The following is an 18761-nucleotide window of genomic DNA, read 5'->3' on the forward strand; positions in this document are numbered from 1 at the left end:
GACCTGGGCCGGGCCTCGGTGCAGGTTCCGTCCGTGGCAGCCGACGCGGGGGAGACTGTAGTAAGAGGGCGTCGGCGGGGAGGCTGACGGTGGAGGGGTGCAGGGGCGAGGAGACCGTGGGGGGCCGCGGCGGGGGGGGGGGGGCTCACTGTTTTTATAAGTTCGGCCCCTGGGGGGGGGGGGGTTGGGCGGTGGCCCCCCCCCCCCACCAAAAGGGGTGAACGGTCGTAACTTTCCCGTGCGGGTCGCGTTCCGTCGCGCTAGGAGTTCAAACGCACACGGATCGTCACGCCGATGACGCTCGTTCGACGGGTCCGGTCAGATCGTGGCCGGCTCCCGCCGCGCCGACCGCCGTCGTGCCGCGACCACGGGGTCGAGCGCCGGTACGGCGGCCAGCAGTTGCCCGGTGTACGGGTCCTGCGGGTGGTCGTACACCTGGTCGGCGGGGCCCTGTTCGACGATCCGCCCGCGCCGCATCACGGCGACGCGGTCGCTCACCTGGCGCACGACGGCCAGGTCGTGCGCGATGAAGACGAGCGCGAGGCCGAGTTCGCGCTGCAGCTCGGCCAGCAGCGCCACCACCTGGGCCTGCGTGGTGACGTCGAGCGCGGAGACGGGCTCGTCGCAGACGATGACGCGCGGGTCCGCCGCGAGCGCCCTCGCGATGCCGACGCGCTGGCGCTGGCCCCCGCTGAACTCGTGCGGATAGCGGTCGTGATGGGCCGCCTCGAGGCCGACGCGTTCCAGCAGTTCGCGCACCCGGGCCCTGATCCGCGTCTCGTCCCGTTCGCCCCGCGCGCGCAGCGGGTCGGCGATCGACTCGCCCACGCTGCGGCGGGGGTTGAGGGAGGAGACGGGGTCCTGGAAGACCATCTGCACGGCCGGATCGACACCCACGCGCGCGTGCCCGTCGTGGCGGACCTCTCCGGCGGTCGGCTCCAGGAGTCCGACGAGCATGCGGCCGAGGGTCGTCTTGCCGCTGCCGCTCTCCCCCACCACGCCGAGGGTCTCCCCCCGGCGGACGGTGAGCGACACCCCGTCCACGGCCGTGAACGCCCTCTTCCCGCGCCCGAACACCCGGCGCAGTCCGACGGCCTCCAGCACCGGCTCCCCCGGCCCGTCGCTCCCAGCGCCCGACTCGGTGCCGGACTCCGCACGGGCCGCCCGGGGCGCGTCCACGCGCGGGACGGCACCGAGCAGTTCGCGCGTGTACGGCTGCCGGGGCGCGCCCAGCACCTCCGTGACGGGCCCGCGTTCCACCTGCCGCCCGTGCCGCATGACCAGCACCTCGTCGACGCTCTCGGCGGCCACGCCCACGTCGTGGGTGACCAGCAGCAGTCCCATCCCGGTCTCCTGGCGGAGGGTGTGCAGCAGGTCGAGGATCTGCGCCTGGACGGTGACGTCGAGGGCCGTCGTGGGCTCGTCGGCGATCAGCAGCTCGGGCTCGCAGGCCAGCGCCATGGCGATGAGCGCGCGCTGGCGCATGCCGCCGCTGAACTCGTGCGGACGCGACCGGGACCGCCGTACGGCGTCCGGGATGCCCACCCGGTCGAGCACCTCGACGGCACGCGCGCGTGCGGCCCGCCGCGAGGCACGCGTGTGCACCCGGTACACCTCGGCGATCTGGTCGCCGACGGCGTAGTAGGGGTCGAGCGAGGACAGCGGGTCCTGGAAGACCATGGCCGCCGTCCCGCCCCGCAGCCGGCGCAGCGCGTCCTCGGACGCCCGTCCCACGTCGACGCCCGCGACCTCGATCGTGCCGCCGACCTCGGCCCCTGTGCCGCGGTGCAGCCCGAGCAGGGCGGAGGCGACCGTGGACTTGCCGGAGCCGGACTCCCCGACGAGGGCGAGGGCGGCGCCCCGCTCCAGCCGGAACCCGAGCCCGTCGACGGCCCGCAGGCCGCCGAAGTCGACGGTCAGGCCGTCGACCTCGACGAGGCTGCCGGCCGCGTCCTTCGCGACGAGGCTCCCCGCCGCATCCCGCACGCTGTCGCTCATGTCAGCACCACCCGTCGGTCGGCCAGCGCGTACAGGACGTCCGCGACGGCGTTGGCGAGGACCACGAAGAAGCCGGTCACCAGGACCATCCCGACGACCACGGGCAGGTCGACGACCTTGACCGCCTGGACCATCTCCCGGCCGATGCCGGGCAGTCCGAACAGCGTCTCGGTGAGCACGGCACCGCCGAACAGGACGCCGATGTTGTTGGCGTTCACGGCGATGAGCGGGGCGAGCGCGCCGCGCAGAGCGTGCCGCCCGATGACGGCCCGCTCCCCGACGCCGTAGGCGCGGAAGGTGCGCACATGGTCCTCGGCGAGCGTCTCCAGCATCGCGGCGCGGGTGATCCGGGCGTAGGTGGCGGACTCGATGAGGGCCAGCGACAGCCAGGGCAGCAGCAGGTTCCAGGCCCACTGCTCGGGGTCGTCGGCGAAGGGGACGTACTGCGGGAAGGGCAGCAGTTCGAGCTGTCCGCAGACGACGATCATCAGGACGAGCCCGATGACGAAGACGGGGGTGGCCATGCCCGCGAGGGTGAGGGTGGTCAGCACCCGCTCGGTGAGCCGGCCGCGCCGCCACACCGACAGCACGCCGGTGCCGACGCCGATGATCAGCCACAGCACCATCGCGCCGAGCGCGAGCGAGGCGGTGACCGGCAGCTTCGCCAGGATCAGCGTAAGAACCTGCTGGTCGCTCTGGTACGACAGCCCGAGGCAGGGCGCGGAGCAGTGCTGGACCGAGGTGCCGGTGGAGTAGTCCTGGCCGGCGACGATCCCCTGCAGGAAGTGCCAGTACCGCACGTACAGCGGGTCGTCCAGGTGCAGTTGCGCCGCGACCTGCTGCACCTGGGCGGGTGAGCAGCGCGGGCCGCAGGTGATCTGGGCGACGTCGCCGGGGGTGACGTAGAAGACCACGTAGATGATCACCGAGAGGGCGAACAGGGTGACGACGGCACCGGCCGCCCGGCGTACGACGAATCCGCCGAAGCCGTTCATGAGCCGCCGCCCTTCCGGCCCGTGCCGACACGCAGCCGGGAGGCGGCGCGCGGGTCGAGGGCGGTGCGGACGCCGTCACCGAGCACGGTGAGGGCGAGGACGGTGAGGAACAGGGCGCCGGCGGGCAGCAGCAGGTACTGCGGGGCGGCCTGGTACCAGACGTTCGCGGAGGTGAGCATCTGTCCCCAGGACGGCGTCGGCGGCCGTACGCCCACGCCGAGGAAGGACAGGGCCGCCTCGACGGAGATGTTCGTCGGGACGAGGATGGCCGCGAACGTGATGACGGGCGCGGCGAGGCCGGGCAGCAGTTCGCGCCGGGCGATGCGGACCGTGCCCCATCCGCTGAGGCGGGCGGCGGCCACGTAGTCGGCCTCCTTGAGGGTGAGCGTCTGCGCGCGGACCAGCTTGGCGAGGGTGGCCCAGCCGGAGACCAGCCCGACGACCAGCGCCACCAGGACCGGGCGCGGGAAGCCGGTCGGCACGACGGCGAGCAGGGCGAGCGCGACGATCATCAGGGGCATCGCGACGAAGATGTCGGCGACGCGCGTCAGGAGCTGGTCGACCCAGCGGTTCCCGAGCCCGGCGGCGAGGCCGACGGCGACCCCGAGGACGAGCTGGACGACGGTCGCCGCGAGGGCGACGCCGAGGGACACGCGGGCGCCGTACACGAGCCGTGCGAACAGGTCGCGTCCGGTCTGTGGTTCGACGCCGAGCCAGTGGTCGGCGCCGATGCCGCCGAGGGGCCCGACGGGGACGCCGCCGCGCGCGGAGTCCACGAGGGACGGGTGGTAGGTGGTGGGGTCCTGGCCCTCGAGCGCGGTGAGCAGCGGCGCGGTGAGCGCGACCAGGACGAGCAGGGCGACGACGGACGCCGCGACGAGGGCGGCGCGCCGGGCGCGCAGCCGCCTCCAGAACTGACGGGCCCCCGAGACCCCCGGAGCGTCCGCCCCGGGGGTCTCGACGGCAAGAACTGCCTCGCTCACGGTGCTACTTCACCGCGACCTGGGAGATGTCGAGGACGCCGGTCCAGTCGCTGATCACGACGTTCTTGATGTCCTTGCCGTACAGCCGCTTGTAGACGGGGTGGAACAGCGGCACGGTGAGGGCCTTCTTCCCGATCCTGCTGTCGAGCGCGCCCCAGCGCTTGGCGGCGGCGTCGAGGTCGGTGAGCTTGTTGATCGCGTCGATCTCGGCGTTGACGGAGGCGTCGTCGAGCAGGCCGTTGTTGAAGTTGGCGCCGTCCTTGACGATCTGCCGGCCGTCGAAGATCGGGGCGAGGAAGGGACCGCCGGAGGGCCAGTCGGCGCCCCAGTGGGCGAGGAAGAACCCGGGCTCGGTCTTCACGTCGTGGATCGTGTCGGAGTAGTCGTTGTCCTCCAGGCCCTGGAGCCGGACGGTGATGCCGGCCTTCTTCAGGGCGTCCTGGACGGCGGTGGCGATCTCCGGGCTGGTCTCGAAGTCCTTGGCGTTGGAATGGGTGAGCGTGACGGTCAGCCCGTCGCCGTGCCCGGCCTCCTTCAGCAGTTCCCGGGCCTTGGCCGGGTCACCGCTCGCACCGGCCGGGAAGTGGTCGTACGGCGTGTGGCCGAAGGACTTCTGGTCGGGCAGGAAGGTGGTGGCGGGCTCGGCCAGCGCGGAGCCGCCGGCGGCGTTGACGACCGAGGAGCGGTCGAGCGCGTAGGAGATCGCCTGGCGCACCTTGGGGTCGTCGAACGGCTTGACCTCGGGGTTGAACGCGATGTAGTTCGTGTAGCCGAAGTGGCCGGTGCCGACGCGGGCGGCCAGCTCCTTGTCGCCGGAGACCTTGGCGAGTTCGGCGGGGCCGAGGTTGGTGTCCGTGGTGACGGCGGCGGCGTCCGCTCCCTGCGACGCGGAGAGGCGCTGGTTGATCACGGAGGAGTCGAGCCCGGACCGGACGTCGATCCTGTCGGGGTACGCCTTGCGCTCGGCGTCCGTCGCGGCGGACCAGTGCGGGTTGCGCTCCAGGACGAGCCTCTCGCCGTCGTTCTCGTTCGAGACGACCTTGTACGGCCCGGAGGACACCGGGTGCTGCTCGTACTTGGCGCCGGTGTCCTTGGCCTTGGGGACAGGCGTGAACTGGGTCTGCGTGGCCAGGTACGGGAACTCGCCCTCGGGCTTGTTCAGATGGAAGACGATGGTCCGCTCGTCCGGCGTCTCGATCGCGGAGAGGCCCTTCTTGTCCTTGTACGGCCCCTGGTAGTCGGCGGCGCCGACCAGCCAGTCCCGGAGGTAGGGGGCGCCGCCGGAGAGTTCGGGGGCGAAGGAGCGCTCGATGCCGTACTTGACGTCCGCCGCGGTGATCTCGGTGCCGTCCTCGTACTTCAGCCCCTCCTTGAGGGTGAAGGTCCAGACGGTGGCGTCCTTGTTGGGGCGCCCGGTGTCGGTGGCGAGGTCGGGGACGACCTGGGCACCGGCCTCGCCGTTCTCGCGGTTGCGGGTGGTGAGGGTGCGGAAGACGAGCGAGGGGACGTTGCCGCCGCCGGAGGTGTAGAGCCGGGCGGGGTCGAAGTCCTGCTGCGGGTTGGAGTTCAGAACGGTCAGCGTGCCGCCCTTGTGGGGCGTGGAGTCGTTGCCGGCTGCCTTGGCATCGTTGTCCTCAGGCCCGCAGGCGGCGGCGCCCGCTGCCACGACCAGGCTGACGGATGCCGCTGCCACGCGGCGCGCTATGACGGACGGTTGACGCATCGGAGACGACCTCTCGGTTGGTGAACGCGTGCCGGTCCCGCTTCGGATCTCGAAGCATGAGATGAAACGACACGGAGTGAGACGTGCTGGAACGGACGTCTGCCCCGGCGCCGGGTCGTCGAGAGGCCGCGCCGGGTCAGGGACCGCAGCACGGAGGGAAAAGGGGATCGCGACGCGTACGCCGAAGGGCGGGCGTCAGCGACAGTGGATGTCGGCCACGCACAGATTGGTCACGCCGATGAGCGCCAGCTCGATGGCGGCGCGGCAGGTGGCGGGACGGGACGACATGCGCAGAAATATGAACGATCAAACTGCGCATGTCAATGTGATCTGTGAATCACCTGTCAACTCTTGGGGAACGCCCAGGGGTTGGCCTTGCAGCTGATCCCGTCGTGGTCGAGGAACTTGGTCTGCTGCTGCATGACCGGGGCGAGCTCGCCGTCCCTGTCGCAGTTGACATGGCCGAAACCGAGCCGGTGGCCGACCTCGTGGTTGATCAGCATCTGCCGGTAGGCGTGGATGTGGTCGCCGTAGGTCTCGGACCCCTGTGCCCACCGGTAGGCGTTGATCATCACGCGCTCGGTGGCGGCCGAGTCGCAGGAGACGTTGTCCTCGGTGGTGTCGAGGCCGGACTTGGCGCACCAGTCGGCGGTGGTGCCGGGGCTGGCGAGCGTGATCACGAAGTCGGGCTCGCCGCTGGAGACGCGCTCGAAGGTACGGGCGCCGCCGTGGGCCCAGCTGCGCTTGTCGTTGAGCGTCTTCTGCACGGCCTCGGCGAACAGGGCGCCGTCCAGTCCGAGGCCCCGCTCGACGTCCACACGGTAGGTGAACTTCCGCCCGCCGCCGGGGGCCTTGTCGGTGCCCGGGACCGCGTCGAACTTCCCGGAGCCGGTCGCGTCCGCGCCCAGCGCGTACCGCCGGTTCATCTTCTGGTCGTACGTCAGCGGCGTCGCCGAGGGGGTCGGGCGGTCGTCGGTGCGGGAGGCGGCGTCACGGGAGTCCCGCGTGCCGCCCTCGGCGGCCCCGGCCTGGGTGCCGGTGCCGCCCCGGCCCTGCGCCACCTGCCCGGCGACCACGACGGCCAGCACGGTGACGACGGCGGCGGCCGCGACCCCGGTGAAGGCCCGGCCCTTGCCGCCCTTGACGGGAGCAGGCACACCGGTCGGCGGCGCGTCGTCGGTGAGGCCCGGCGTCTCGCGGTCGGCGGCCGGCGGGTACGCCCCCTCGGCGGAGCGGACCGCGGCGACCTCGGCGTCGAAGGCGTCGACGAACTCCTGCCGGGGCCCCTCGGAGCCGGGCGCCCGGCGGGGGCGCGGCACGGGGGCACCGGTCGCCGCGGTGCCGTGGGCGACGGCGGTACGCCCTCTCAACTCCCCCCATCCGCCCCCGGGCTCCCGCTGCTCGGGGTGCCCACCACGGGCCCTGGGGATCCCGTGGGCAGGGGTGCCGTCCCCGAACCGGGGAACGCCTTGGGCGGGGGTGCCGTCGGGGTGGCGCGGAACGCCCTGGGCCGGGGCCCCCTCGGCGAAACGAGGCACCCCACGCGCGGGCGTGCCGTCGGCGAAACGGGGCACACCACGGGCCGGGGTGCCGTCCGGCAGGCGCGGAACGCCATGCGCAGGCGTCCCGTCGGCGAAACGCGGCACCCCACGCGCGGGAGTGCCGTCCGGCAGGCGCGGAACGCCATGCGCAGGCGTCCCGTCGGCCGGCCTCGGAACCCCCTGGGCCGGAGCCGCCTCAGCGAAACGCGGCACCCCACGCGCGGGAGTGCCGTCGAGGAACACCGGCACCCCACGCGCGGGCGTCCCGTCGGGAAAGATCGGCACCCCACGCGGGGGCGTTCCGTCGGCGAAGCGGGGCACACCGCGGGCCGGGGTGCCGTCGGGCAGGCGCGGAACCCCATGTGCCGGCGTCCCGTCGGCGAGACGCGGGACGCCCCGCGCGGGAGTGCCGTCCGGCAGGTGCGGGAAGCCCTGGGGGGGTGTGGCCCCGGCCGGATGGGGCTGTCCGCCGTACGCCGGAGATCCCCCCTGCCGGCCGGGCGGGGGCGTCGGCGCTCCCGGGGTGCGACCGGGACCCGGCACGGAGGGTCGGCGCTGCGCCCCGGCGCCCGGCTCGGGCGGCGTCTGTCCGGCGTCCTGTCGTGCCGTCGTCTCCGTGGCGTCCCGCTTGGCGAGGCCGCGCCGGCTGTGGCGTCCCACGCGCGCCTCAGCTCCCCGGGTTCTCGGTCGGGGCACCCGCGTCGGTGCCGGACGGACGCGGGCCCGCGTCGGGCGCGGGGCCCTCGGCGTGCGCGAGGAGGTCGCGGAAGCCCCGGGCGACGACCTCCGGGTACTCCATCATCGCCACGTGCCCGGCCTCCGGAAGGGTCAGCAGCCGGGAGTCCCGGAAGGCGCGCGCCGCCCTGCCGGACATCCGGTGGCCGACGAGCTGGTCCTTGCCGCCGTAGACGAGCAGGGTCGGGGCCAGCACCCGCTCGGCCTGCCGCCACAGCGCGTGCTGCCCGCCCAGGGTGTAGGCGTTGACGAGCCCGCGCGCGGAGCGCGTCATCGCGTCCCAGAAGTACGGCAGCTGCAGCCGCCGCTCCATCTCCGCGACGGCGTCGCGGAAGCCCTCCGGTGTCACCCGTCCCGGTTCGCCGTAGCAGAGCTGCAGCACCCCGCGGACGCGCTGCTCCGCCGTCCACTTCCGGGTGAGCCGCGTGAAGAGCGCCGTCACCCCCGGCACCGCCAGCAGCCCGGTGGGCACGGCGGTGCGCTGGACGCGGAGCTCCGGTAGCGCGGGCGACACGAGGGTGAGCGTACGGACGAGGTCGGGGCGGACGGCGGCGACGCGCGTGGAGACCGCGCCGCCGAGCGAGTTCCCGAAGAGGTGTACGGGCCCGCGGCCGGACGCGTCCAGATAGCGGATCACCGCGCGTGCGTGCGCGGTGATGGAGTAGTCGCCGTCGTCCGGTGGCGGCGAGTCGCCGAAGCCGGGCAGGTCGACGGCCTCCGAGTCGACGACGCCGTCGAGCTGCTCCATGAGCGCCGACCAGTTGAGCGAGGAGCCGCCGAGCCCGTGGACGTACAGCGCGGGCGGCAGCCCTTCGCGCGCGGGCGGCCGCGACCGCACGGTCAGCGTGACCCCGGGCAGCCCGACCGACCGCAGCCGCTCCCCCTCCGCGACCCGGACGGTCGCCACCTGGGGGAGCACATGGGCGGCCGGCACGGAGGGCAGCTCGGTCGAAGACATGCGGCAATGTTACGAGGTGATCACGCGGTGATTCATGCGTTCGCCATTGTGTTCGCCGTCACAAGACGACGCGTACATGACGGCACGAACGGCGGGAACCGGCCACGAGGACCGCTCTGTGCGCAGGGGTCCGTAAACCACCCGGATCGCCCGCGGACGGGCCCGTCCATCGCATAGCGTCCGGATCGGGTGTCTCCTAGGCTCGTACGCAGGGCACCCGGACACGGACCCCTGTCTCGCCCGGGGACACCGCACCCCCCACGGGGACGTTCTAGGAAAGGGAGCCCACCATGGCCGTCGATCCCACCGACCCCGAGACCTTCGTGCACGACTCCGAGGACGCCGAGGAGTTCGACGTCGAGGCGCCGCCCGCCGACGCCGCCGAGCAGAAGGCGGACATCAAGCCGGACCGCGACGACCCGCTGACGGAGGTGGACCCGGACCGGGCCAACGAGGCGGATCTGGTCGAGCAGGCGCGCGTGGTCTCCCTCGACGAGGACGACTATCGCTGACCGGGCGGCATCGCGGGCGCCGGGACCGGCGAGGACCCGTCCGGGCGCCGGGACAGGGCCGCTGAGCAGGAGAGAGCCGGTGCCCATGCCCATTGCGACCTGGTTTCAAACCCTCTGTGCGACTTTCGCCACCGTCCGGTCCGTGAAATTCTGCGCTCGCACCGCGCACACCGGGGTTACCGAAAAGTACGATGGCGACGCGGCGCACACCGCATGTGGACGATCTTGGGAGGCGGCGTGACAGCCATCGAGCAGACAGAGGCGGCACGCCCGCGAGGCACGCGCCTGCCGCGCCGTGCCCGACGGAACCAGCTGCTGGGCGCCGCCCAGGAGGTCTTCGTGGCGCAGGGCTACCACGCCGCAGCGATGGACGACATCGCCGAGCGCGCCGGCGTCAGCAAGCCGGTGCTCTACCAGCACTTCCCGGGCAAGCTCGACCTCTATCTCGCGCTCCTGGACCAGCACTGCGAGTCGCTGATCCAGTCGGTGCGCAGCGCGCTCGCGTCGACCACCGACAACAAGCAGCGCGTGCGCGCGACGATGGACGCCTACTTCGCGTACGTGGAGGACGACGGCGGCGCCTTCCGGCTGGTCTTCGAGTCCGACCTGACCAACGAGCCCGCCGTGCGGCAACGCGTCGACAAGGTCACGAACGACTGCGCCGAGGCGATCTGCGACGTCATCGCCGAGGACACCGGTCTCTCGCGCGCGGAGTCGATGCTGCTGGCCTCCGGCCTCGGCGGACTCGCGCAGGTGGTGGCCCGCTCCTGGCTGCACAGCGACCGCAGCGTCCCGCGCGACCAGGCCGTCCAGCTGCTGACCTCGCTGGCCTGGCGCGGTATCGCCGGCTTCCCGCTGCACGGCTCCGACGCGCACTGAGCCGCACGCGTCACGCACCACGCGCGCGTACGGGCCGAAGGCGCCCGCACGCGCGCGTGGTGCGCGTTTGTTCCCGTCCGCTGTTCGCTCCTGGCGTGGCCCGGCGGAGCGTGGACATCCCCTCACCGGGCTAATGTGTGCTGGGTACGGCGCGCAAGGTCGCGCACTTCACTGACCGTCGGAGGGACATAGCCGTGGAGGTCAAGATCGGCGTGCAGCACGCGCCCCGCGAGATCGTTCTGGAGAGCGGTCAGAGTGCCGAGGACGTGGAGCGGGCGGTGTCCGAGGCGCTGGCCGGCAAGTCTCAGCTGCTGAGCCTCGTCGACGAGCACGGCCGCAAGGTCCTCGTCCCGGCCGACCGTCTCGCGTACGTGGAGCTCGGTGAGCCCGCTCCGCGCAAGGTGGGCTTCGGCGCACTCTGAGGCAGCTGCGCCAAGGCGTGCGGAGAGGGGCCCGGCGACCACGGTCGCCGGGCCCCTCTCCCGTTCCCGCGCCGCGGGCGGCGCCTCCAGGCCTCCTCCACGCGCGGAGCACAGCCCGTTCACAAGGAGGATTGGATTCCGCAGGTCAGGGGTATGACGGGGTACGACCGTTTCGAGCAGGTCGGCCATGTGGGAGGGACCCCAGCATGCTCTTGGAAGCGCTCAGCTCCGCGATCCTCGGCCTGGCCCTGGCGTGGGCCGCGTACAGCCGCCTGCCGCATCGCATGCCCGCCCGCTCGCTGGTCCTGCCGACCGGTGCCGGCGGCGCCCTCTTCGGCGCCTTCGTCACGCACACCGCGCTCGACTTCGGCCATCTCGCCGTGATCCTGGCGGGCGCCGCGATCGTCGCCGCCGCCTCGCTCTCCCTGCTGGTGCGCCCCGCGGGAAGGCTCGGCCGCCGCTCGGCGACCGCCTAGCCGGACGGAGGGGTCGCCGAGCGCGTGACGCGTAGGCGCGGCCGGGTCAGGCCGCGAGGCCCAGCGCGGCCATCCGCTTGGTGTGCGCCTCGGTGATCCGCGAGAACATCTTGCCGACCTCCGCGAGGTCGAACCCGTCCGCGACCCCGCCCACGAGCATCGTCGACAGCGCGTCCCGGTCCGCGACCACCCGCTGCGACTGCGACAGCGCCTCACCCATCAGACGCCGCGCCCAGAGCGCGAGACGGCCACCCACGCGCGGGTCCGCGTCGATCGCCGCGCGCACCTTCTCCACCGCGAACTCGGCGTGGCCGGTGTCGTCGAGCACGGCCAGCACCAGGTCGCGGGTGTCCGAGTCGAGCCGGGCGGCGACCTCCCGGTAGAAGTCGCTGGCGATCGAGTCGCCGACGTACGCCTTGACGAGGCCCTCCAGCCAGTCCGAGGGGGCCGTCTGCCGGTGGAAGCCGTCCAGGGCGGCCACGAACGGCTCCATGGCCTCCGTGGGCTCGACGCCGATCTCGGCGAGCCGGTCCCGCAGCTTCTCGTAGTGGTGGAACTCGGCCGACGCCATCTTCGCCAGCTCCGCCTTGTCCGCGAGCGTCGGCGCCAGCTTGGCGTCCTCCGCCAGCCGCTCGAACGCCGCCAGCTCGCCGTAGGCCAGCGCGCCGAGCAGGTCGACGACGGCGGCCCGGTACTGGGGATCTGCGGAGGCCTTCGCCCAGTCCTGGGCGGCGACCCCGGTGCGTGCGACGGGGGTGTCGGCGGTGTCCGCGGCGTCAGAGGTGTTGTCAGGCGTCGTCATGAAGCGCACAATAGCCCGCTCGGTGCGTGACGGAAGTCCCTGGTCAATCAGTGTGACGACGACTACGTGACCAATTCGGCCATCGCATGTGCGCGATTCCGGGGTATGGTGGTAATGCGCCCGCTGAGTACTTCGACGTACCCGACGGGCCGCGCGTTATGAGGATGCCCGGTCGGTGGCCCGATCGGCTCCGACCCGACAGCCCTCCCCGGCCGTACGGCACCATGCGTACGACGACCGGAGGGACACCCTCAGCGGTACGAGCGCTAGAGCGTCGGCAGTGGTCCCGTGCCATACGGTCCCGCCGTACGGCAGCCGACGTCCCCGGCACGGTCCGTCAAGACCCCCCGCGCGCTCGCCTCGCACCGCGTACACAGAAGAGGCAGCACCCTGACTACGACTTTCCGAGAGCTCGGAATCCTTCCCGAGACCGCCGAGGCCCTCGAGGCCGTCGGCATCGTCAACCCCTTCCCCATCCAGGAGATGACCCTCCCCGTCGCCCTCTCCGGCACGGACGTCATCGGCCAGGCGAAGACCGGCACCGGCAAGACGCTGGGCTTCGGCCTCCCCCTCCTGGAGCGGGTCACCGTCCCCGCCGACGTCGAGGCGGGCCGCGCCCGTCCCGACGCGCTCACCGACGCCCCGCAGGCGCTCGTCGTCGTCCCCACGCGCGAGCTGTGCCAGCAGGTCACCAACGACCTGCTGACCGCGGGCAAGGTCCGCAACGTCCGCGTCCTCGCCATCTACGGCGGCCGCGCCTACGAGCCCCAGGTCGAGGCCCTGAAGAAGGGCGTCGACGTCGTCGTCGGCACCCCGGGCCGCCTGCTGGACCTCGCGGGCCAGAAGAAGCTCGACCTCAAGCACATCAAGGCGCTCGTCCTCGACGAGGCCGACGAGATGCTGGACCTGGGCTTCCTGCCCGACGTCGAGAAGATCATCAACCTGCTTCCGGCCCGTCGCCAGACCATGCTGTTCTCGGCGACCATGCCGGGCGCGGTCATCGGCCTCGCGCGCCGCTACATGTCGCAGCCGACGCACATCCGCGCCACCGCGCCGGACGACGAGGGCAAGACGGTCGCGAACACCGCGCAGTTCGTCTACCGCGCGCACAACATGGACAAGCCCGAGATGGTCGCGCGCATCCTGCAGGCCGAGGGCCGGGGACTGGCCATGGTCTTCTGCCGCACCAAGCGCACCGCGGCCGACCTCGCCGACCAGCTCCAGCAGCGCGGCTTCGCGGCCGGCGCGGTCCACGGCGACCTCGGCCAGGGCGCCCGTGAGCAGGCGCTGCGCGCGTTCCGCAACGGCAAGGTGGACGTCCTCGTCTGCACCGACGTCGCCGCGCGCGGCATCGACGTCGAGGGCGTCACGCACGTCGTCAACTACCAGTCGCCCGAAGAGGAGAAGACGTACCTGCACCGCATCGGCCGCACCGGCCGCGCGGGCGCCAAGGGCATCGCGATCACCCTCGTCGACTGGGACGACATCCCGCGCTGGCAGCTGATCAACAAGGCGCTGGAGCTCGACTTCAACGACCCGCCGGAGACGTACTCCACGTCGCCGCACCTCTTCGAGGACCTGAAGATCCCCGCCGGCACCAAGGGTGTCCTGCCCCGCTCGGAGCGCACGCGCGCCGGGCTGGCGGCGGAGGAGCTGGAGGACCTCGGCGAGACCGGGGGCCGCGGTGCCCGTGGCCGGGCTGGCCGCGGCGGGCGGGACGACTCCCGTGCCGCGGAGCGTGAGCGCCCGGCGCGCACGCCGCGCCGCCGTCGCCGTACGCGCGGCGGCAGTCCGCTGGACGCCCCGGCGGCGCCCGACGCCACCGGTACGCCGGAGGAGACGGCCCCCGCGGAGTCCGCGACCGAGTCGCGCACGCCCCGCCGCCGTCGCCGCACGCGCGGCGGAGCGTCGGCCGAGGCGTCCCTGACGGCCGCCGCCCCGGCCCCGCAGGAGGCCGAGGCCGCCGTCGAAACCGCCGAGGGCCCGGCTCTGGAGACCGCCGAGGAGACCGCGGCGAAGCCGCGCCGTCGCCGCACCCGCAAGTCGGCGGAGGCGCAGACGGCACCGGTGGCCGAGGCCGCCGAGGAGGCCGTGCGGGCGTCCGAGCCGGTCGCCGCGGCACCGGTGGCCGAGGAGGCCCCCGCGGCCGCCCCGCGCCGCCGCACCCGCAAGACCGCCGCCGCCGAGGAGACCGTGGAGACGGCCACCGAGTCGAAGCCGCGCCGCACCCGCAAGGCCGCCGCGACCGCCGAAGCGGCCGTCGACACGGCCGAGGGCGCCGAGGCCAAGCCCAAGGCCCGCCGCACCCGCAAGACCGCGGCGACCGCCGAAGCGGCCGACATCCCGGCGCAGACGGCTCAGGAGCCGGCGGCCGCCGAGGCCAAGCCGCGCCGCACCCGCAAGGCCGCCGCGACCGCCGAAGCGGCCGTCGACACGGCCGAGGGCGCCGAGGCCAAGCCGAAGACGCGCCGGACCCGCAAGGCCGCCGAGGCTCCGACCGACGCCGCCGAGACGGCCGAGGCCAAGCCGCGCCGGACCCGCAAGGCCGCCGCGACCGCCGAGGCCGCCGTCGACACGGCCGAGGGCGCCGAGGCCAAGCCCAAGGCCCGCCGCACCCGCAAGACCGCGGCGACCGCCGAAGCGGCCGACATCCCGGCCCAGGCCACGCAGGAGCCGGCGGCGCCCCGCCGCCGTACCCGCAAGGCGACGGCAGCCGCCGAGGAGCCCGCGGAGAGCTGACCCGCGTCACGCCGACGGCCCGGCCCCACCGAGTGGGTGCCGGGCCGTCGGCGTTCCCGGGCTCCCGTGCGGTCCGGTGCCGGGGCGCACCGGCTACCCTCCCCCTCGTGAGCACCGAACCCGTCCACACCCCGCCGCCCGGCTCCCGCGCCTACCCGCTGCGCACCGACCGCGGCGCCTTCGCCGTCGTCGACTGCCCGGTCGCGCCCGGGGTGCGGCCCCGCGGGGTCGCGCTGATGCTGCCCGGGTTCACCGGCAGCAAGGAGGACTTCACCCTGATGCAGGGGCCGCTGGCGGAGCGCGGCTATCGCACGGTGGCCGTCGACGGGCGGGGCCAGCACGAGTCGGACGGGCCCGAGTACGACGAATCCGCCTACGAGCGGGGCGAGTTGGCACGTGATGTGCTCGCCCAGGCGGCGGCCCTCGGCCCGCTGGACACCCCGCTGCACCTGTTCGGCCACTCGCTGGGCGGCCAGATCGCCCGCGCGGCCGTCCTCCTCGACCACACGCCCTTCCGGTCGCTGACCCTGATGGCGTCGGGCCCGGCGCAGATCTCGGACTCCCAGCAGCAGCGCGTGAAGCTGCTGCGCGACGCGCTCGCGGTGATGACCATGGCCGAGACCTGGGAGGCGATCCTCGCCATGGGACCGCCCGAGGAGGTCGGCGGACCGGCCCGCGGCATCGGCGGCCCCGATCTGCTGCGCCGCCGCTGGCTCGGCACCAAGCCCGCGCAACTCCTCGCGACGGGACGTCAGTTGTGCGCGGAGCCGGACCGCGTGGACGAACTCGCCGCGCTGCCGCTGCCGTTCCACGTCCTGTCCGGGGCCGCCGACGACACCTGGCCGGTCCCGGTCCTGGACGACATGGCCGTACGGCTGCGCGCGCACCGGACCGTCGTCCCGGGCGCCGAGCACTCCCCCAACGCCGACCAGCCCCTGCCGACCGCCCGGGCGACGGCCGACTTCTGGGACCGCGTCACCGAGGACGCCGAGGGCTAGTACTGCGACTGAAGGTGCTCCCAGAAGCCGTCGCGCAGCGCGCGGCGCAGGTCGGCCTGGCCGCGCAGGGAGTACTGGAGCAGTCCCTCCGCCTCGACGAGCAGGTCCTGGTCGACGGAGCCCGGGAGGTACGGGTGGCCGGGCAGCAGCTCGACCAGTGACTCGCGTCCCCGCGCCGCGAGCCACTTGGCGGCGATCTGCGCGCCGACGAACCGCACGTCCTCCCGGGCGGGCCGGGCGGCCGGGGCCTCGTAGGCGGCGGCGGTGCGCCGGGAGACGTACGGCTTGAAGAAGTCGAGGTCGAGGGTGCGCTGACTGTCGACCTCCCAGAGCAGCGGCTCGGCCTGGTTGCGGCCCTCCGGCGCCTCGATGCCCCACAGGTGGACGCGTGCCCCGTACCCCTGGGCCGCCTCGACGGCCGACACGAGGTCCTCGTCGCCGCCGAGGAGGGCGGCGTCGCTGATGGCGCGGTGCCGGGCCAGGGACTCCAGGTCGGTCCGGATGAGGGAGTCGACGCCCTTCTGCTGGTTGTGCGCGTTGAGGTTGCCGAGGCGTACCTTGACGTCGGGGAGTTCGGCGATCGACTGCTGTTCCGCGGTGTGGATGCGGCGCCGGGCGCCGTCGTACCAGTAGACGCGCAGCAGCCGGCTGTCGGCGAAGATCGTGCGGGCGCGGTCGATGAGGGCCTCGATGAGCCCCTCGGTGTCCAGGTCGAAGGACCGGCGGTCCTCCGTGCCGGCGACCAGGCGCCCGGCGGCGGCGTAGAGGTAGCCCGCGTCGACGAAGATCGCGTGAGTGGAGGGCGTCTTCGCCACCTCGGCGAGCATGCGCAGCAGCAGCTCGTTCGTGTGGTCGATGCGGGCGGCGAGCGCCGCCAGGTCGTCGTTCATCGCCTCCATTGTCCCGGCGGTCACGCTGCGAACACAACCGGTCCCGGTCGGTCTCTGCTTGATCGTTCGCACATCCCTTACCGGTCAGTAGTTAGTCGTTCGAAAAATTTCTTTAGCGTAGGGAATGTTCGTAACACGCGAGCCGTTGGATACCTATGGAACCGGGAGCGCCTTTGCTCACGGGGACCTCCACCCAGATGTTCTCCTCAGGAGGATGACCAGACGAAGGGAGAAGCCATATGCGCTTCGAGATCATGCGACTCGACGAGCTCGACGGCACGCCCGTGGACAGCACTGTCGTAGACGCCGCCTCCGTCAACCGGATCGTTCAGCAAGCTGCCGCCACAGGGCAGCGACTCTGGATCCGCCCGGCCGAGACCTCGGCCTCGTAACGCGCGCGGATCGACGCGAAGCTTCAGGGCCCCGTACGGCACGACGCCGTACGGGGCCCTTTGGTGTGTGAAGGGCGCGCGGGGCGCCTCAGCTCCCCTGGATGACCTGAGTGACGCCGTTGATGATCTGCTGGACGGCGATCGCGGAGAGCATCATGCCCGCGAGCCGCGTCACGAGGACCACTCCCCCGTCCTTGATGACCCGGATGATCAGCAGCGAGTACCGCATCACGAGCCACAGCACCACATGGATGGCGAGGATCGCCGTCCACACCGACACCTGGGTGCCGACGGTGTCGGCCTTCTGCACGGCGAGGATCACGGAGACGATCGCGCCCGGCCCGGCCAGCAGCGGCATGCCGAGCGGGACGAGGGCGACGTTCACGTCCTTGGTCTGCTGGGGCTCGTCCGTCTTGCCGGTGAGCAGGTCGAGCGCGATGAGCAGGAGCAGCAGACCGCCGGCGATCATCAGCGCCGGCACGGAGACATGCAGATAGTCGAGGATCTGGTGGCCGAGGAGCCCGAAGACGGCGATCACGCCGCCCGCCACACAGACGGCCTGGAAGGCCATCCGCCGCTGCACCTTGGCGGGCCGGCCGGCGGTGAGCGCGAGGAAGATCGGGGTGATCCCGGGGGGATCCATGATCACGAAGAGGGTGAGGAAGAGCGAGCCGAAGACGGCGACGTCGAACATGGGATGAGCAGTGCCTTGCGCAGGGGCGTGCCGCCGTGACCGGGCGCCCGCGGGCGCGGACGGACGGGCACGGCGGACGGCGCCGGGTGGATCGGACGGGCGGGTGAGGGCTCTCAGACTCCGCCGGTACCGGGGACGGGGAACGCGCCGGTGGCTCGGCGCGTGATCTCGCCGTACACCTCGGGGTCGGTCGTGAACTCGCCGAGGACGCAGGTCTTGCGGCTGCCGTGGTAGTCGCTCGAACCGGTCGTCAGCAGGCCGAGCTCCTGGGCGAGCCCGCGCAGCCGCGCGCGGGTGCCGGGGTCGTGGTCCATGTGGTCGACCTCGATGCCGTCGAGGCCGGCGGCGGCCAGCTCGGCGATCGTGGACTCCGGGACCGTACGGCCGCGCTTGCTCGCGGCGGGGTGGGCGAAGACGGTGACGCCCCCGGCGGCCTTGACCAGTCGAACGGCCTCGAAGGGGTCGGTCTCGTGCTTCTGCACATGGGCCCGGCCGCCGTCGGCCAGCCAGTCCCGGGTGAAGGCATCGTCCACACTGCCGACGACGCCGAGCTCGACGAGCGCGGAGGCGACGTGCGGGCGGCCGACCGAGCCGCCGCCGGCGATCCGGCTCACCTGCTCCCAGGTGACGGGCACGCCCAGCTCGTTCAGCTTGGCGACCATGGCCTTGGCGCGCGGCACCCGGTCGTCGCGCACCAGCTCGCGCTCGGCGAGCAGGGCGGGCTCCTCGGGGTCGAAGAGGTAGGCCAGCAGATGCATGCTGATCCCGTCGACACGGCAGGACAGCTCGGCGCCCGTGACGAGTGTGAGCCCCTCCGGCAGCGCGGCGATCGCCTCGGCGTAGCCGCGGGTCGTGTCGTGGTCGGTGAGGGCCACGACGTCCAGCCCGGCCTCGGCGGCGTGACGCACCAGCTCGGCGGGGGTGTCCGTGCCGTCGGACGCGGTGGAGTGGGTGTGCAGGTCGATACGCACGACGCGGACTCCAGTCGGGACGGCACGGAAGGGACCGCACCAGGATAGCCGTA

The 18761-nt window shown here is 73.0% G+C and carries 18 protein-coding genes; 7 read left to right on the forward strand and 11 right to left on the reverse strand.

What is annotated here, in order from left to right; all coding sequences use genetic code 11:
* Window positions 1-318: 318 nt before the first annotated feature.
* From ACFV46_RS30710 to ACFV46_RS30740, 7 genes are all read right to left on the reverse strand, one after another.
* Window positions 319-1998, reverse strand: coding sequence for a dipeptide ABC transporter ATP-binding protein (locus tag ACFV46_RS30710; protein WP_385500622.1), 1680 nt, complete (start codon window positions 1996-1998; stop codon window positions 319-321).
* A complete protein-coding gene (locus tag ACFV46_RS30715) occupies window positions 1995-2993 on the reverse strand; it encodes an ABC transporter permease (RefSeq protein ID WP_361925826.1) in 999 nt (332 codons plus the stop codon). Before ACFV46_RS30715 ends, ACFV46_RS30710 begins: the two co-directional genes overlap by 4 nt.
* Window positions 2990-3976: an ABC transporter permease gene (locus tag ACFV46_RS30720; protein ID WP_361925825.1), complete on the reverse strand. Its 987-nt coding sequence runs from the start codon at window positions 3974-3976 to the stop codon at window positions 2990-2992. The genes ACFV46_RS30715 and ACFV46_RS30720 overlap by 4 nt, the downstream gene beginning before the upstream one ends.
* A gap of 4 nt (window positions 3977-3980) precedes the next feature.
* A complete protein-coding gene (locus ACFV46_RS30725; RefSeq protein ID WP_385500624.1) occupies window positions 3981-5699 on the reverse strand; it encodes an ABC transporter substrate-binding protein in 1719 nt (572 codons plus the stop codon).
* A gap of 195 nt (window positions 5700-5894) precedes the next feature.
* The gene (locus ACFV46_RS30730) at window positions 5895-5987 is read right to left on the reverse strand and encodes an Ms4533A family Cys-rich leader peptide (protein ID WP_361925821.1); all 93 of its coding nucleotides are present in this window, start codon (window positions 5985-5987) and stop codon (window positions 5895-5897) included.
* Between the two features lie 56 nt (window positions 5988-6043).
* Window positions 6044-7345: a DUF3152 domain-containing protein gene (locus tag ACFV46_RS30735; protein ID WP_385500626.1), complete on the reverse strand. Its 1302-nt coding sequence runs from the start codon at window positions 7343-7345 to the stop codon at window positions 6044-6046.
* A 562-nt stretch (window positions 7346-7907) separates the two neighbouring features.
* On the reverse strand, window positions 7908-8933 hold the full coding sequence (locus ACFV46_RS30740; protein WP_385500627.1) for an alpha/beta fold hydrolase: 1026 nt from the start codon (window positions 8931-8933) through the stop codon (window positions 7908-7910).
* Between the two features lie 290 nt (window positions 8934-9223).
* Here ACFV46_RS30740 and ACFV46_RS30745 point away from each other — a divergent pair, with 290 nt between their 5' ends.
* The 4 genes from ACFV46_RS30745 (at window position 9224) to ACFV46_RS30760 (ending at window position 11222) form a co-directional block, all read left to right on the forward strand.
* On the forward strand, window positions 9224-9445 hold the full coding sequence (locus ACFV46_RS30745; protein WP_385500628.1) for a hypothetical protein: 222 nt from the start codon (window positions 9224-9226) through the stop codon (window positions 9443-9445).
* Window positions 9446-9682: 237 nt separating this feature from the next.
* On the forward strand, window positions 9683-10324 hold the full coding sequence (locus ACFV46_RS30750) for a TetR/AcrR family transcriptional regulator (protein WP_361925815.1): 642 nt from the start codon (window positions 9683-9685) through the stop codon (window positions 10322-10324).
* Between the two features lie 194 nt (window positions 10325-10518).
* Window positions 10519-10746, forward strand: a complete 228-nt coding sequence (locus ACFV46_RS30755) for a DUF3107 domain-containing protein (RefSeq protein ID WP_062668721.1) — start codon at window positions 10519-10521, stop codon at window positions 10744-10746.
* Window positions 10747-10952: 206 nt separating this feature from the next.
* Window positions 10953-11222, forward strand: a complete 270-nt coding sequence (locus ACFV46_RS30760; RefSeq protein WP_361925814.1) for a hypothetical protein — start codon at window positions 10953-10955, stop codon at window positions 11220-11222.
* A gap of 46 nt (window positions 11223-11268) precedes the next feature.
* Here ACFV46_RS30760 and ACFV46_RS30765 read toward each other — a convergent pair whose 3' ends face one another.
* Window positions 11269-12033: a ferritin-like fold-containing protein gene (locus ACFV46_RS30765; RefSeq protein WP_361925812.1), complete on the reverse strand. Its 765-nt coding sequence runs from the start codon at window positions 12031-12033 to the stop codon at window positions 11269-11271.
* Window positions 12034-12507: 474 nt separating this feature from the next.
* On the opposite strand from ACFV46_RS30765, the gene ACFV46_RS30770 reads away from it, so the two are divergent.
* Complete coding sequence (locus ACFV46_RS30770; RefSeq protein WP_385500630.1) at window positions 12508-14763, forward strand: DEAD/DEAH box helicase; 2256 nt, start codon at window positions 12508-12510, stop codon at window positions 14761-14763.
* A 107-nt stretch (window positions 14764-14870) separates the two neighbouring features.
* Entirely contained in the window at window positions 14871-15761 is an 891-nt protein-coding gene (locus ACFV46_RS30775; protein WP_361937384.1) for an alpha/beta hydrolase, read from the forward strand.
* On the opposite strand, the gene ACFV46_RS30780 is transcribed toward ACFV46_RS30775, so the two are convergent.
* Window positions 15758-16651, reverse strand: a complete 894-nt coding sequence (locus ACFV46_RS30780) for an NYN domain-containing protein (protein WP_385500633.1) — start codon at window positions 16649-16651, stop codon at window positions 15758-15760. The two genes, ACFV46_RS30775 and ACFV46_RS30780, sit on opposite strands and share 4 nt — an antisense overlap.
* A gap of 239 nt (window positions 16652-16890) precedes the next feature.
* Between ACFV46_RS30780 and ACFV46_RS30785 the strand changes: the two genes are divergently transcribed.
* On the forward strand, window positions 16891-17043 hold the full coding sequence (locus ACFV46_RS30785; protein ID WP_283286377.1) for a hypothetical protein: 153 nt from the start codon (window positions 16891-16893) through the stop codon (window positions 17041-17043).
* Window positions 17044-17131: 88 nt separating this feature from the next.
* Here ACFV46_RS30785 and ACFV46_RS30790 read toward each other — a convergent pair whose 3' ends face one another.
* Both ACFV46_RS30790 and ACFV46_RS30795 read right to left on the reverse strand, forming a co-directional pair.
* Window positions 17132-17737 (reverse strand): MarC family protein, encoded by a 606-nt coding sequence (locus tag ACFV46_RS30790; RefSeq protein WP_151785730.1) that lies wholly within the window; start codon window positions 17735-17737, stop codon window positions 17132-17134.
* A 113-nt stretch (window positions 17738-17850) separates the two neighbouring features.
* Window positions 17851-18708, reverse strand: a complete 858-nt coding sequence (locus tag ACFV46_RS30795) for a PHP domain-containing protein (RefSeq protein WP_385500636.1) — start codon at window positions 18706-18708, stop codon at window positions 17851-17853.
* Between the last annotated feature and the right edge of the window lie 53 nt (window positions 18709-18761).

Origin of the sequence: Streptomyces sp. NPDC059852, assembly GCF_042731455.1 — a bacterium.
Classification (GTDB): domain Bacteria; phylum Actinomycetota; class Actinomycetes; order Streptomycetales; family Streptomycetaceae; genus Streptomyces.

Coding starts and splice junctions, on each gene's coding strand:
- ACFV46_RS30730 (WP_361925821.1), bottom strand. CDS start 5,987: ATGTCGTCCCGTCCCGCCACCTGCCGCGCCGCCATCGAGCTGGCGCTC.
- ACFV46_RS30715 (WP_361925826.1), bottom strand. CDS start 2,993: ATGAACGGCTTCGGCGGATTCGTCGTACGCCGGGCGGCCGGTGCCGTC.
- ACFV46_RS30780 (WP_385500633.1), bottom strand. CDS start 16,651: ATGAACGACGACCTGGCGGCGCTCGCCGCCCGCATCGACCACACGAAC.
- ACFV46_RS30770 (WP_385500630.1), top strand. CDS start 12,508: ATGACCCTCCCCGTCGCCCTCTCCGGCACGGACGTCATCGGCCAGGCG.
- ACFV46_RS30745 (WP_385500628.1), top strand. CDS start 9,224: ATGGCCGTCGATCCCACCGACCCCGAGACCTTCGTGCACGACTCCGAG.
- ACFV46_RS30760 (WP_361925814.1), top strand. CDS start 10,953: ATGCTCTTGGAAGCGCTCAGCTCCGCGATCCTCGGCCTGGCCCTGGCG.
- ACFV46_RS30740 (WP_385500627.1), bottom strand. CDS start 8,933: ATGTCTTCGACCGAGCTGCCCTCCGTGCCGGCCGCCCATGTGCTCCCC.
- ACFV46_RS30725 (WP_385500624.1), bottom strand. CDS start 5,699: ATGCGTCAACCGTCCGTCATAGCGCGCCGCGTGGCAGCGGCATCCGTC.
- ACFV46_RS30785 (WP_283286377.1), top strand. CDS start 16,891: ATGCGCTTCGAGATCATGCGACTCGACGAGCTCGACGGCACGCCCGTG.
- ACFV46_RS30790 (WP_151785730.1), bottom strand. CDS start 17,737: ATGTTCGACGTCGCCGTCTTCGGCTCGCTCTTCCTCACCCTCTTCGTG.
- ACFV46_RS30710 (WP_385500622.1), bottom strand. CDS start 1,998: ATGAGCGACAGCGTGCGGGATGCGGCGGGGAGCCTCGTCGCGAAGGAC.